The sequence below is a fragment of the Arthrobacter humicola genome, from assembly GCF_022803015.1.
GTDB lineage: Bacteria > Actinomycetota > Actinomycetes > Actinomycetales > Micrococcaceae > Arthrobacter > Arthrobacter humicola_A.
This window is the reverse complement of the sequence record NZ_JAFKON010000014.1, coordinates 23797-37180: the sequence shown is the minus strand read 5'-3', so window position 1 is coordinate 37180 and position 13384 is coordinate 23797. Positions and strand designations below refer to the sequence as shown.

Sequence of the window (13384 nt, the reverse complement as noted above, 5' to 3'; positions counted from 1 at the left end):
ACCGGGGAACAAGCTGCGCCCGTGTGGCACGTGGCCTAGATCGAGTAGCGCTCGTCCTCGTGGTCGCCGGGGTGGTCGTTGACCAGGCCTGCGGCGAGGGTGTTGCCGTCGAGCGGGTCGATCACGAGGAACGCCCCGGTGCGGCGGTGGTGCAGGTAGTTCTCCAACGGCAGCGGCGCGGCGAGCCGGAGCTGCGCGTGCCCGATGTCGTTGAGCTCCAGGGTGGTGGTCGGCTCCAGGCCGAAGCTGGCGAGGTCGAGCCTGCCTGTCACGTTCCGGACCAGGGCCTGGACCGTGCGGGTGCCGTGCTTGACCAGGACCTTGGAGCCCTCCCGGAGCGGCTTGGGCGAGAGCCAGCACAGGGCGGCGTAGAGGTCTGCACTGCTTTCACGCACGGTCCCCGCCGCCGCGATCGTGTCACCGCGGGCGACGTCGAACTCATCGGCCAGGCGCAGGGACACGGACTGCGGGGCGGCCGCCTCGGCGAGCTCGCGGCCCGCGAAGTCGATCCCGGTGATGGTGGTGGTGCGCGGGGCCTGGCCCGGGGTCAGGATGCTGACCTGGTCCCCCAGTTTCACGGAGCCTTCGGTGATCTGGCCGGCGTAGGCACGGTAGTCGCGGTAGGCCTCGGGATCGAGGCCGCCGGCGATGGCGTCCGGAGCCAGCGCGCCCTGCGGCCGGATCACCAGCTGGACCGGGAAACGGAAGCTTTCGAGGTGGCTTTCGAGTTCGTCGGCGGCCGGCAGCGTCTCCAGGACCTCCAGGAGCGCCGGGCCGTCGTACCACGGGGTCCGTTCCGAGCGGTCCACCACGTTGTCGCCGTCGAGGGCCGAGACGGGGATGACGCGGAGATCGGCGACGCCGTCGGAACCGAGCCCGAGTTCGCGCCCGACCTGCTGGACGTCCGCCTCGATCCCGCGGAACACGTCCTCGCTGAAATCCACGAGGTCGATCTTGTTCACGGCGACGATCACGTGTGCCACGCGCAGCAGCTGCAGCACGGACAGGTGCCGGCGGGTCTGCTCGAGGACACCCTTGCGGGCGTCGATGAGCACGACGACGGCGTCCGCGGTGGACGCGCCTGTCACCGTGTTCTTGGTGTACTGCACGTGCCCGGGGCAGTCCGCGAGGATGAAGCTGCGCCGGTCCGTGGCGAAGTAGCGGTAGGCGACATCGATTGTGATGCCCTGCTCGCGCTCCGCGCGCAGGCCGTCGGTCAGCAGGGCGAGATCGATCGCTTTTGTGCCGGTGGCCCCTTCACCGCCGAACCCGCGGTCCGCCGAGGTGCGGGCGACGGCGTCGAGCTGGTCGGCGAGGATCGCCTTCGAGTCGTGCAGGAGCCGGCCCACCAGGGTGGACTTGCCGTCGTCGACGGAGCCTGCGGTGGCGAAGCGGAACAGCGTAGTGGGCAGCGCCGCGGCAACGAGGTCCGGGCCCGGGAGAAACGTTTCCGTGCTCATTAGAAATAGCCGTCCTTCTTGCGGTCTTCCATGGCGGCCTCGGAGATGCGGTCATCGGCCCGGGTGGCGCCACGTTCGGTGATGGTCGAGGCGGCAACCTCAATGACGACGTCGCGCACCGTGGCGGCGGCCGATTCCACGGCGCCGGTGCAGGACATGTCGCCGACAGTCCGGTAGCGGACGGTCTTGGTGATGACTTCCTCGTGCTCGCGCGGCTGGGAGACCTCGCCGACGGCGCGCCACATGCCGTCGCGGGCGAAGACCTCGCGGTCGTGGGCGTAGTACAGGCCCGGCAGCTCGATGTTCTCGCGCTCGATGTAGCGCCACACGTCCAGTTCGGTCCAGTTGCTGATGGGGAACGCGCGGACGTGCTGGCCCACCGTGTGCCGGCCGTTGTAGAGGTTCCACAGCTCGGGCCGCTGGTTGCGGGGGTCCCACTGGCCGAACTCGTCGCGCAGGCTCAGGATCCGCTCCTTGGCCCGGGCCTTGTCCTCGTCCCGGCGGCCGCCGCCGAAGACGGCGTCGAACTTGTTGCGCTGGATCGCATCCAGCAGCGGGACGGTCTGCAGCGGGTTCCGGGTCCCGTCGGCACGCTCGGCCAGCTCACCAGAGTCGATGAACTCCTGGACGGAGCCGACGACGAGCTTCAGGCCCAGCCGTTCCACAGTGCGGTCGCGGAAGTCGATGACCTCGGGAAAGTTGTGGCCGGTGTCCACGTGCAGCACCGGGAAGGGCACCTTGCCGGGCCAGAAGGCCTTCGTGGCCAGGTGCAGCATCACCACGGAATCCTTGCCGCCGGAGAACAGCAGCGCAGGCTTCTCAAACTCGGCGACGACCTCGCGGATGATGTGAATGGCCTCGGACTCCAAAGTGTCCAACGACGACAGGCGAGCCGGGGAGCTCAGGCGGGCCTCCGCCGTCGGCCCCGATGCCGCCCAGGGAGTGGCATCGGGCCTGTCGGAGCGGGACGCGATGCTGCTTGCAGCATCGCCGTCCCGCGAAGGGGCGGGGGCGGCATCGGGGTCGACGGCCACGAAAGTCTCAACATTGCTCATACGTGTAGTCCGCATTCTGTCTTGTCGGTTCCTGCCCAGCGTCCGGCGCGGGGGTCGTCGCCGGGCGCCACCTTGCGGGTGCAGGGCTGGCAGCCAATGGACGGGTAGCCCTGTGAAAGCAGCGGGTTGACGGGAAGAAGGTTGTCGTCGGAATACTGCACCAGCTGGTCGAAAGTCCAGGCCGCCACCGGGTTGACCTTGACCAGACCGTTGGCCTCGTCCCAGGCGATCAGCGGCGTGTTGGTGCGGGTGGGCGCCTCGTCGCGGCGGACTCCGGTGAACCAGAGCTCGTAGCCTGCCAGGGTGCGGCGCAACGGCGCCACTTTGCGCAGGGCGCAGCACTGCGCGGGGTCGCGGGCGAAGAGGTCCTTGCCCAGGAGCCGGTCCTGCTGCTCCACGGTGTTCTCCGGCAGCACGTCCACGACGTTGACGCGCAGGTTGGCCGCGACCTCGTCGCGCGTCGCGTGCGTCTCCGGGAAGTGGTAGCCGGTCTCCAGGAACAGGACGTCGACGCCGGGGAGCTCGTCCGCGACCAGCGCCGGGAGGACCGCGTCCGCCATGGAGCAGGCGACGGCGACAGTCGGCAGTTCGAAATTGCGGGCCACCCAGGCAATGACGTCGCGGGCCGGGGCGTCCCAGCCGAGCTCGGCGGCGCCGGCCTCGGCGAGGGCCTTGAGCTCGTCGTGGGAGCGGAGTGCTGCGGTCACTGCAGATCACCTTCCTCCGCGGCGAAGGCCCACTCGGCGAAGCTTTGGCCCTCGGAGCGGTCGGCGACGAACTTGCGGACCACGCGTTCGACGTAGTCGGGCAGCTCCTCGGCCGTGACCTTCAGGCCGCGGACGGTGCGGCCCAGGCCTGCCTCCTCGCGGCTGTCGGACGCGAGCCCGCCGCCGAGGTGGACTTGGAATCCCGGGGTGGGGTCGCCGTCGGGCGTTGGCAGCATCATGCCTTTGAGGCCGATGTCCGCCGTCTGGATCCGGGCGCAGGAGTTGGGGCAGCCGTTGATGTGCAGGGACAGCGCCTGGGGCAGCTGCTTGCTCTCGGCGAGGTCGGCCAGCCGGCGCTCCAGCTCGGCAACCGCCGTCGCCGCAGTCACCTTCGTTTCCACGATGGCGAGCTTGCAGAACTCGATGCCGGTGCAGGCGATGGTGCCGCGCCGGAACACGGACGGGCGGGCGGACAGGCCCAGCGCGTCGAGTTCGGCCACGAGCGGGTCCACCTCGTCCTTGGGCACGTCGAGGACCACGAGCTTCTGGTGCGGGGTGGTGCGCAGGCGCTGCGAGCCGCGGGCCTCCAGGGTGTCCGCGAGCTTGACCAGCTGGCTGCCGGAGAGGCGGCCGGCCAGCGGGGTGGCGCCGATGAAGAACTTGCCGTCCTTTTGTTCGTGCACGCCGATGTGGTCGCCGGGCGTGGAGGGCTTCGGGGCGGCCGGGCCGTCGGCGAGCTTGTAGCCGAGGTATTCGTCCTCGAGGACCTGGCGGAACTTCACCGGCCCCCAGTCGGCCAGCAGGAACTTCAGGCGGGCCTTGGTGCGCATGCGCCGGTAGCCGTAGTCGCGGAAGATGCTGGTGACGCCGAGCCACACGTCGGCGGCCTGGTCCGGCCGGACGAAGGCGCCGAGGCGCTTGCCCAGCATGGGGTTGGTGGAGAGCGCGCCGCCCACCCAGAGGTCATAGCCGATGCCGAGTTCGGGGTGGACCAGGCCCACCAGGGCGACGTCGTTGATCTCGTGCACCACGTCCTGGCTGGGGTGGCCGGTGATGGCGGTCTTGAATTTGCGCGGCAGGTTGGCCAGTTCCGGGTCGCCGATGAACCGCTCGGCGAGTTCCTGGATCAGCGGCGTGGGGTCGATGATCTCGTCCTTGGCGATGCCCGCCACCGGGGAGCCGAGGATGACGCGGGGCACGTCGCCGCAGGCTTCCGTGGTGGACAGTCCCACGCCTTCGAGCCGGCGCCAGATTTCGGGCATGTCTTCGACCCGGATCCAGTGCAGTTGGATGTTCTGGCGGTCCGTGAGGTCGGCCGAGTCGCGGGCGAAGTCCACGGAGATCTGGCCGATGACGCGCAACTGCCCGGTGGTGAGCGCACCGCCGTCGATCCTGACGCGGAGCATGAAGTATTTGTCTTCGAGCTCGTGCGGCTCAAGCGTGGCGGTCTTGCCGCCGTCGATCCCGGGTTTGCGCTGGGTGTAGAGCCCCCACCAGCGGAAGCGGCCGTGCAGGTCGGTGCCGTCGATCGAGTCGAAGCCGTGCTTGGAGTAGACGGACTCAATACGCTCGCGGACGTTGAGGCCGTTGTCTTCCTGTTTCCAGGTCTCGTTGGCGTTCAGCGGCGTGGTGCCGTCCACTTTCCACTGGCCGTGCGGCTTTGCGGCCGGGCGGGGAGGGCGCTTGGTGCGGCCGGCGGCAGCCTCGTCCGTGGACGCTCCGGCTAGAGCTGTATCAGTCATGCATCGACTGTAGGGGCGGCCGTAATCCCGTCACAAAGGGTCAGAAACGGGGAGTCACCTAGGGCAACATTTCGTCACGAACCGCCGAAAACCCTTGAAGTCGCCCTGCAGCTGTGCATCTGCGCGGACCGTCAGGGCCGGGGCTGCCGGGCCCCGGCCAGCGCCGCGTCGTAGCGTTCCAGGGCAATTTCGGCGAGGACCGGGGAGGGCAGCAGCGGCGCCGTCACCAGGTCCGCGCCGGCCTTGGCCAGCTGGTCATGGAAGAACCCGGGCGCCAGGAGATACGAGGCGATGACGACGCGGCCGCCAAGGTCCACCGCTCCGGCCGACTCCCCCGCGCCGGCACCGCCGGCGGCCTCCTCGCGGAGCATGGCGACGGCGTCGGGAACCGAGGGTTTGGCGGAGGCGCCGTAGGCGGCCACGATCCGGTTGGAACGCAGGGCACGGAGCTGGTCCGTGAGTTCCTCGACATTCTGTGCGGCGCTGGGATCGGAGGACCCGGCGGCGGCGAGGACCACGGCGTCGTTGTCCGTTACCCCGGCTTCGCGCAGCCGCGCATCGAGCAGCGCTGCGAGCCGCGGATCCGGCCCCAATGGCGCCGCGGCCAGAGTGTCCGGCCGGCTCTTCACGGCGCGGGCGATGTCCACCTTGACGTGGTATCCGACGCTTAGCAGCAGCGGAACCACGACGGCGGTTACCCCCGCCGGGAGGCCCGCCACGACGGCCGGCAGGTCCGGATCCTGCACGTCGACGTAGGCCTCGCGGACGTCCAGCCCGGGACGGAGCCCGGCGATGCCGTCCCGGAGCGCGTTGACCTCCGCGGCCCCTTGCGGGCTCGACGTGCCGTGGGCGCAGGCGATCAGGATGGGGGTATTCATAGCCGTTAGCGTAACCTTGGAGCCGCCCTATCCGCCCCTTGCAACCGACCGGGACGCTTCATGACCTTCTCCTTCAGCCTTGTCCTGGTCTGGCTTGACCTCGCCGGCGTGTTCTTCTTTGCGGTCTCCGGCTCGCTGCTCGCTGCGCGGAAGCAGTTCGACATCATCGGCTCGCTGCTCCTGGCCTCGGTGGTGAGCCTGGGCGGCGGCGTCATCCGCGACATCATCATCAACGCGGGGCCGCCCGCCGCGTTCACCAACCCGGCATATCTGGCACCGCCCCTGTTTGCCACGGTGCTGGTGTATTTCCTGTTCTCCAGCGTCCAGCGCTTCACGTCGCTGCTGATGCTGTTCGACGCCGGCGGGCTGGCCCTGTTCTGCATCACCGGCACACTGAAGGCGCTGGCCGCCGGGATGAATCCTGTGGCCGCCGTCCTGCTGGGTGTCACGACGGCGGTGGGTGGCGGCCTGCTGCGGGATATCACCGCCAACGAGGTCCCACAGCTCTTCGACCCCAAGGATCTGTACGCTCTGCCGGCGTTCGCCGGGTCGGCGTTGACCGTGATCCTGTCCCTCACGGGGACCTTCACCGCGGTGAGCGCCTGCGCCGTCGCCGGGCTTGTCTTCGCCTTCCGGGTCACGGCCTGGCGGCGCCACTGGTACGTTCCGCTGGCGGTGCGCGGTTGGCACCGGCTGGGCCTGGACAGCGCGGAAAACGACCGCTGAGGATTAGCTAGGATAAGACCATGACTGACATGTTCCTCGAGAAATTCCGCGCGCTTGTCCCGAAGTATCTCGAAGACGAATGGCAGGAAGAAGATGGCCTCCCGGCCGAGGAGCTCGACGCCGCCCTCGCCGAACACCAGTTCCAGGTCCCGATGGTCCTGCGCGAGTTCTACCTGGCAGTCGGCGGCTGCGAGGACATCATGGAGGCCTACCACTACTTCTGGGACCCCGAAGAGCTCGAAGTGGATGATGAGGGCTTCCTCATGTTCCTCGAGGACGAGGAAGAGCAGTTCACCTGGGGCTTCCGTGTCGGGGACCTCAGCATCCCGGATCCCATCGTGTACCGCCGCAACAACGCCCGCGGCCAGTGGAAGAGCGAGGAAGGGACCTTCTCCGAATTCGTCTTCGACATGTTCGAGTGGGCCTTCAACGACGAGGACGAAGACTAGGCTCCACGGCCTCTCCTCGGGCCGGGTCCGGCGGTCCGGCGGTCCGGGGGCACTTTGACACGGACCCGCCGTCGTCGGGTCCGGTGATCCCCTGCTGAGACGCCAATGTAGCCCCGGACGGCAGCAGCGACCTGCCCGTCACGGCCGGAAGGCCCCACTGCGCCGCAACTTCAGCACCGCCAGAACCTCCGCAACCATCCGCTCCGGGTGATGGACGACGTCGTCGTACCCGAACCTGAGTACAAGGTAACCACCGATGAGGCTTGCGTTGTTCCGCCGCCGGTCCTTCTTGACTTGCAGCGGCTCCAGGTGCGAGGCACCGTCGGTCTCCACGACGATGCAGTCCTCAACAAGGAAGTCCACCTCCCCTACCCCGGGAATCTCCACATGCCGGCGCACGTGCAGCCCGGCCCTGCGGAAGGCGGTGTTGGCGAGAACTTCCAGCAGCGAATCGGCCCGCGGAATGACAAGGTCCAGCACCGACCTGGCGCGTCCGTTGCGGTTACCTTCGAGTTTGCTGCGGAGGAAGGCCAGGGTGATGTCCCTCCGGCCCACCGCACACTGGACCATGACAAGGGCCTCCAATTCAGGCAGACAGTGGAGTGCATGGATCAGGACGTCGGCGAGTCCGGCCACGGGCAGCCACGGGTGCCGGAGGTGCCTGCAGCGGCCGTGGGCCACAGTGCCGGGCGGTGCGGCCCGGTGCCCAAGACACAAATGCATGGAGTGGGCCGGAGCCAAGGTCCACAAGCTGTAGCACGGAGCGGCCGACACGCACGTCAGCAACCCCTTCAGTTCGCGCGCCGCCCGGTAGGCACCGGAATCCTGCGGAAGCCCATAGTGCCCGCGGCGGATCCGCACTATGGTGCCCAGGGACACGGCCGTGGCAAGCCGGTGGCGGCTGAATCCGGCCCGGCCAAGGTCCGCCGTGGCGGCCGCTCCGCCCCGTGAAGCAAGATAAGTGGCAACGTCCATTCCGCCAATGTGCCCTGCCGGGGACACTTAGGGACCGGCCCCGCTGCGCCATGTGGAAAACCTCATCCCGGACATCCACAGCCGCCGTGGGGCACTTTGACTCCAACACGCCGAGAAACCAGCCTGGAAGCAGACCGCAGCGCGGCAAAGTGGCCCCGCTCGGCCGCAGTCACGCGAGCGGCCGCCTCATGTGCCCGGGGCGTCCGCCAAGCCGCCGACGAACCCGTGACAATCAAATTACAAAACCGCTAGACAGCATTACAAAGTTGTCATATGCTCTTTCTTGGGTTCACCAAATGCCTCCGGTGGATCTGATGCGAACGGAGAAATGGCCCCGGTTCGGCACAACGGAAGACTCGAACGTTGTGAGGAACCGGGGCCATTCCGTCTAAGCCGGAAGCCAGGTTAATCGGCAGGCTGCGCCCAGCCGGAAGAACCGGCCGGGGAGCGACTCCGGACCGGCTGTACCGCCGGGCCTGGCGTAGCTGGTGTGGCCGGGGACGGCCCCAGCGGCAGGACGGCGGTGGACGCCTAGCTGCTGCGGTCCACTACGGCGTGGGCGAAGCTGGTCAGCGAGGCTTTTACGACGCCCTCAGGCAGCGGGGCAAGGGCGGCAATGGCCTCATCGGCCCAGGTGCGTGCCACCACCCAGGACTGTGCAGTGACGGGGTGCTCCCGGAGTCCGGCCACGGCGGCGGCCAGGGCCTCATCCGAGCTGAGGTCACCGTCGATCAGCGTCAGCAGTTCGACGGCGGCCAGGTCGCCGTCGCGGGCCGCGTTGCGCAGCAGCAGCACGGGCAGGGTGGGCACGCCCTCGCGCAGGTCGGTTCCCGGCGACTTGCCGGACTTGACCTTGATCCCGGTGACGTCAATGACGTCGTCGGCGAGCTGGAAGGCCACGCCCACCTTCTCGCCGTACTCGACCAGGATCGGCTCGTAGGCTTCGTCGGCGCCGGAGAAGATCGCACCCAGCTGCCCGGAGGCGGCCACGAGCGAGCCGGTCTTGTCCGCGATGACGGAGAGGTAGTGCGCCAAGGGGTCCTCGTCCGGGCGCGGTCCCACGGTCTCGTGCAGCTGGCCCAGGCAGAGCCGTTCAAAGGTGCGGGCCTGGATGCCAAGCGCCCGGGACCCGAGCTCCGAGACCAGGATGGAGGCGCGCGCAAAGATGAGGTCGCCGGTCAGGACCGCGACGGAGTTGCCCCAGACCTCGTGGGCCGTCGGCGCCCCCCGGCGGAACGGCGCGGAGTCCATGACGTCGTCGTGGTACAGGGTGGCGAGGTGCGTCAGTTCGACGACGACGGCGGCCTGCACCACTGCAGGCAGGGAGGCGTCGCCAAGGTGGGCGCACAGCAGGGTCAGCAGTGGGCGGATCCGCTTGCCGCCGGCTTCCACGAGGTGGCGCGACGTTGCGTCAGCCAGGGGATCGGAGTTGGCAATGGCTTCGCGCAGCTTCTTCTCGACGCGCGCCAGGTTGGTGGTGAGCGCCGGGCCCAGCTCGGGGTCGCCCGCGATGGCCGAGAAGCCTGCCGGCAGCTGGAGCCCGGTGGCGATCGCGGTGGTGTTGAGGCTGGGTTCAGCGCTCGGCAGGCCGTGTCCGGCGTGCGTCCAGCTTTGGTCTGCAGAGTTGGTCACGGGTTAACCCTAACTTTTTGTTGCGGAAACCGCGGAGTTGGCGCCGGAGTGCGGAACGCTGTCCGTGGTGGACGCGGCCTTGTTGGACGTTGCCTGATTGGACGTGGCCTGATTGGACGTGGCGGGTACCAGGGATTCCAGGACCCGGATGACCCGGTCCTCGAAGCCCTTGGCGGCCGGATCGGTGAGGTTGGCCAGCATCCGCACCACGAAACGCATGAGCACGGGGACAGGCATACCGGTCCGTAGGGCCAGTTTCATGACGGCCGGCTTGCCGATCAGGGCGGCGAACGCCCTTCCCAGGGTGAAGTGTGAGCCCCACTGCTGGCGCACGTAGTCGGCGTAACGGGCAAGGTGCGCGTCGGCGGCCCTGGAAGCCTCTGCCCCGGTCCCCCAGCCGGCGGACGCCGACCGGGCAGCCGCGTCGGCGATGAATTCGGCCGCGAAGCGGGCGGACTCCATGGCGTAGGAGATGCCCTCGCCGTTGAACGGGGAGACCATGCCGCCGGCGTCGCCGAGGAGCAGCAGGCCCGGAGAATAGTGCGGGGTGCGGTTGAAGCCCATGGGCAGCGCGGCCCCACGGATTTCGCCCACCTGGTTGTCCGGGGTGAAGCCCCAGTCGGCGGGCATGCCGGCGGTCCATTCGCGCAGCACCTGCTTGTAGTCCAGCTTGCCGAAGTCCTTCGAGGAGTTCAGGATGCCCAGGCCCACGTTGGAGGTGCCGTCGCCGACGCCGAACACCCAGCCGTAGCCGGGCAGGAGTTTGCCGTCGCGGCCGGGAAGCTCGAGCCAGCCTTCCATCCAGTCGTCGTCGTGCCGCGGCGAGGTGAAGTAGGTCCGCACAGCCACGCCGAGGGGCCGGTCGTCGCGCTTGCCGATGCCCAGTGAGACGGCGGTGCGCGTCGAGTTTCCGTCGGCGGCGAGGACGACGTCGGCGCTGAAGTCGCGCGTCTCGCCGGTCTTGCGTCCGGAGTTGTCCAGCAGCGCGGCGCGCACGCCGGTGACCCGGCCATCCTCGGAGCGCAGCGCTTCGGTGACGCTGTGGCGTTCCAGCACGACGGCGCCCGCGGACTGCGCATGCCGGGCGAGCTGTTCGTCGAAGCCGAGCCGGGTCCGGATCAGCCCGTACTGCGGGAAGTCGGCAACCTCCGGCCAGGCCAGTTCGATCGTGCGGCCGCCGGCGATCAGGCGCAGGCCTTTGTTCCGCCGCCAGCCGTCGGTTTCGGGGTGGGCGAGTCCCAGCTTCTGGATCTCGCGGACCGCGCGCGGCGTGAGTCCGTCGCCGCAGACTTTCTCGCGGGGAAAGCTGGTTTTCTCCAGCACCGTGACGTCAATGCCGGCTTTGGCAAGGTAGTAGGCGGCGGTGGATCCGGCCGGGCCCGCCCCGACGATCAGTACATTCACAGCAGGGATCGGCTATCGGCCGGGCCGGGTGATGTTGCGGCGCAGCTTGGCCACGGGTCCGGTGTGGGCGGCCAGCGCCGCAGCGCCGGCGGCAGCGCCGGTTGAGGGGTCTGCCGGTTTCTGGGCCCGGTGCACGGCGACGATGCCGCCGCTGAGGTTGCGGTAGGTGACGGATTCCCAGCCGGCCTCCTGCAGCCAGGCCGCAAGGTGGTCCTGGTCCGGCCAGGCGCGGATGGACTCGGCGAGGTAGACGTAGGCGTCGGGGTTGGAGGAGGCCTTGACGGCGATGGCCGGCAGGGCCCGCATGAGGTATTCGGTGTACATCGTGCGCCACAGCGGCACCACGGGCTGGGAGAATTCCGCGATGACCAGCCGGCCGCCGGGCTTGGTGACCCGCAGCATCTCGGCCAGGGCCTTCTTCGGCTCGTTGACGTTGCGCAGGCCAAAGGAGATCGTGCTGGCGTCGAAGGTGTTGTCCGCGAACGGCAGGCGGGTGGCATCTCCGGCGATGAAGTCGATGTCAGGGCGGCGGCGCTTGCCGACCTTGAGCATGCCGAGGGAGAAATCGCAGGCGATGACGTTGATGCCTGCGTCGGCGTACGGCTCGCTGGAGGTGCCGGTGCCGGCGGCGAGGTCCAGGACGTGCTGGCCGGCCGAGACGCCCATGGCCTCCACCACCACCTTGCGCCAACGCCGTGTCTGCCCCAAGGACAGGACATCGTTGACGACGTCGTATTTGGGGGCGACGTCGTCAAACATCGTGGCTACTTCGTCCGGACGCTTATCCAAGGATGCTCGGTTCACCCTGACATTGTCTCAAATGATCGGCGCTCCCACGAACGGGCCGCCAATTGACGCGGCTTTCACCTGCGGCAACGGCCGCCGCGGCCCCGTGCAGGCCCGGCCGGCTCGTGTATATCCACCCAATGGGCGATCACGGGCTAGTGTTATGCCATCATGACGAGCACGTTCCGCACCTTGACAGTCCCCCTCGATGCCGAAACTTTCCCCGGGGGCCTGCCGTCGTTTCTGGTCCGGGACGATGTCCTGTGCTGGACCCGCCGCGAGGCCGGTCTCGTGGGCTTCGGCGAGATAGCCCGTTTCACCGCCACCGGGCCCGAGCGCTTCCTTGAAGCGGACATCTGGTGGCGCCACCAGGTCCTGGAGGCAGACATCCAGGACAGTGTGGGCTGCCCAGGCACCGGCCCGGTCGCCTTCGGCTCCTTCGCCTTCTCCAAGGCCTCCGCCCATGAGTCCCGGCTGCTGGTCCCGGAAATCGTTGTCGGGCTCCGTGACGGCCAGGCCTGGCTGACCCAGCTCACGTTCGACGACGGCGACCTCACCGAAGCCGGTGCCCGCGCCGCCCTGGACCGCTGGCTTCACAGCACCAGCGCCAATCCCGGGATCGGCGCCAATCCGGGGACCAGCGCGACCGTGGTGGACGACCCGGTGCCGGCGGCCGCGCAGGCCGGTGGCGCCGTCGTCCGTCCTTTGCCATTGGCCGCAGGGGCAACGTTGCACACCGGCTCGCTCAGCGAGGAAGGCTGGATGGCCGCCGTTGCCGCCGGCGTCGCGGAGATCCGGACCGGCGCCCTGGAAAAGCTGGTGCTGGCGCGGGACGTCGTGGCCACCGTCCCCACCGGCGTCAAGGCCGCCGAGGTGCTGCGCGAACTGTCCGCCCGGTACCGCGAATGCTGGACGTACGGGGTGGACGGGCTGGTGGGGGCTACTCCGGAAATGCTGATCCAGGTGGAGGGCCGCACCGCGCAGGCGCGCGTCCTGGCCGGCACCCTGGACCGCCGCGACGCCGATGGCATGGCGGGCTCGCCGCTGGAATTCGCCGAACGGGTGCTGGCCGGCTCCGAGAAGCAGCGGCACGAACACGACATCGCAATCCAGTCCCTGACCACGCAGCTGGCCCCGTTTTCCGAGGCCATGAACGCGCACAGCGAGCCCTTCATCCTCGAACTGCCCAATGTGTGGCATCTGGCCTCTGACGTCAAGGCTGAACTGGCCGAGGTGGAAGGCCACGTCCCCACGTGCCTGGCCCTGATCAACGCGCTGCATCCGACCGCCGCCGTCTGCGGTACCCCCACGACCGTGGCCGGGGCGCTCATCCGCAAGCTCGAGCACCTGGACCGCGGCCCGTATGCCGGGCCGGTCGGCTGGCTCGACGCGGCCGGCAACGGCGAGTGGGGCATCGCCCTGCGTGGCGCCGTCATCGAATCCCCGCACACGGTCCGGCTCTATGCGGGCTGCGGCGTGGTGGACGGCTCGGTTCCCGAGACTGAGCTCGCCGAGACGTGGGCGAAGTTCCGGCCGATGCTGGAGTCGCTCGGCATCAGCAGCTAGGCCG

At 68.9% G+C, this 13384-nt stretch carries 12 protein-coding genes; 3 read left to right on the top strand and 9 right to left on the bottom strand.

What is annotated here, in order from left to right; genetic code table 11:
• Positions 1–35 precede the first annotated feature (35 nt).
• The 5 genes from ARTB_RS19445 to ARTB_RS19425 all read right to left on the bottom strand — a co-directional run bounded on the left by ARTB_RS19445 (position 36) and on the right by ARTB_RS19425 (position 5842).
• Positions 36–1460 carry a sulfate adenylyltransferase subunit 1 gene (locus ARTB_RS19445; protein ID WP_028276671.1) on the bottom strand — a complete coding sequence of 475 codons (1425 nt, stop codon included), beginning with the start codon at positions 1458–1460 and terminating at the stop codon, positions 36–38.
• Positions 1460–2515, bottom strand: coding sequence for a sulfate adenylyltransferase subunit CysD (cysD, locus tag ARTB_RS19440; protein WP_439954152.1), 1056 nt, complete (start codon positions 2513–2515; stop codon positions 1460–1462). The genes ARTB_RS19445 and cysD overlap by 1 nt, the downstream gene beginning before the upstream one ends.
• Complete coding sequence (locus ARTB_RS19435; protein ID WP_243181971.1) at positions 2512–3222, bottom strand: phosphoadenylyl-sulfate reductase; 711 nt, start codon at positions 3220–3222, stop codon at positions 2512–2514. Before ARTB_RS19435 ends, cysD begins: the two co-directional genes overlap by 4 nt.
• Entirely contained in the window at positions 3219–4964 is a 1746-nt protein-coding gene (locus ARTB_RS19430; protein WP_243181970.1) for a nitrite/sulfite reductase, read from the bottom strand. Before ARTB_RS19430 ends, ARTB_RS19435 begins: the two co-directional genes overlap by 4 nt.
• A gap of 131 nt (positions 4965–5095) precedes the next feature.
• Positions 5096–5842, bottom strand: a complete 747-nt coding sequence (locus ARTB_RS19425; protein WP_243181969.1) for a sirohydrochlorin chelatase — start codon at positions 5840–5842, stop codon at positions 5096–5098.
• Between the two features lie 60 nt (positions 5843–5902).
• Here ARTB_RS19425 and ARTB_RS19420 point away from each other — a divergent pair, with 60 nt between their 5' ends.
• Entirely contained in the window at positions 5903–6568 is a 666-nt protein-coding gene (locus ARTB_RS19420; RefSeq protein ID WP_243181968.1) for a trimeric intracellular cation channel family protein, read from the top strand.
• 20 nt (positions 6569–6588) lie between these two features.
• Positions 6589–7017 carry a hypothetical protein gene (locus ARTB_RS19415; protein WP_243181967.1) on the top strand — a complete coding sequence of 143 codons (429 nt, stop codon included), beginning with the start codon at positions 6589–6591 and terminating at the stop codon, positions 7015–7017.
• 138 nt (positions 7018–7155) lie between these two features.
• Here the strand turns inward: ARTB_RS19415 and ARTB_RS19410 are convergent, their stop codons facing one another.
• The 4 genes from ARTB_RS19410 to ARTB_RS19395 form a co-directional block, all read right to left on the bottom strand.
• Positions 7156–7992, bottom strand: coding sequence for a DUF559 domain-containing protein (locus ARTB_RS19410; protein ID WP_243181966.1), 837 nt, complete (start codon positions 7990–7992; stop codon positions 7156–7158).
• Positions 7993–8523: 531 nt separating this feature from the next.
• Positions 8524–9624 (bottom strand): polyprenyl synthetase family protein, encoded by a 1101-nt coding sequence (locus ARTB_RS19405; protein WP_028276664.1) that lies wholly within the window; start codon positions 9622–9624, stop codon positions 8524–8526.
• 9 nt (positions 9625–9633) lie between these two features.
• Complete coding sequence (locus ARTB_RS19400; protein ID WP_243181965.1) at positions 9634–11028, bottom strand: geranylgeranyl reductase family protein; 1395 nt, start codon at positions 11026–11028, stop codon at positions 9634–9636.
• Between the two features lie 12 nt (positions 11029–11040).
• Positions 11041–11832: a demethylmenaquinone methyltransferase gene (locus ARTB_RS19395; protein ID WP_243181964.1), complete on the bottom strand. Its 792-nt coding sequence runs from the start codon at positions 11830–11832 to the stop codon at positions 11041–11043.
• A gap of 153 nt (positions 11833–11985) precedes the next feature.
• Here ARTB_RS19395 and ARTB_RS19390 point away from each other — a divergent pair, with 153 nt between their 5' ends.
• Positions 11986–13380 (top strand): isochorismate synthase, encoded by a 1395-nt coding sequence (locus tag ARTB_RS19390; protein WP_243181963.1) that lies wholly within the window; start codon positions 11986–11988, stop codon positions 13378–13380.
• Positions 13381–13384 lie beyond the last annotated feature (4 nt).

Coding starts and splice junctions, on each gene's coding strand:
- ARTB_RS19445 (WP_028276671.1), bottom strand. CDS start 1,460: ATGAGCACGGAAACGTTTCTCCCGGGCCCGGACCTCGTTGCCGCGGCG.
- cysD (WP_439954152.1), bottom strand. CDS start 2,515: ATGAGCAATGTTGAGACTTTCGTGGCCGTCGACCCCGATGCCGCCCCC.
- ARTB_RS19430 (WP_243181970.1), bottom strand. CDS start 4,964: ATGACTGATACAGCTCTAGCCGGAGCGTCCACGGACGAGGCTGCCGCC.
- ARTB_RS19425 (WP_243181969.1), bottom strand. CDS start 5,842: ATGAATACCCCCATCCTGATCGCCTGCGCCCACGGCACGTCGAGCCCG.
- ARTB_RS19420 (WP_243181968.1), top strand. CDS start 5,903: ATGACCTTCTCCTTCAGCCTTGTCCTGGTCTGGCTTGACCTCGCCGGC.
- ARTB_RS19415 (WP_243181967.1), top strand. CDS start 6,589: ATGACTGACATGTTCCTCGAGAAATTCCGCGCGCTTGTCCCGAAGTAT.
- ARTB_RS19410 (WP_243181966.1), bottom strand. CDS start 7,992: ATGGACGTTGCCACTTATCTTGCTTCACGGGGCGGAGCGGCCGCCACG.
- ARTB_RS19390 (WP_243181963.1), top strand. CDS start 11,986: ATGACGAGCACGTTCCGCACCTTGACAGTCCCCCTCGATGCCGAAACT.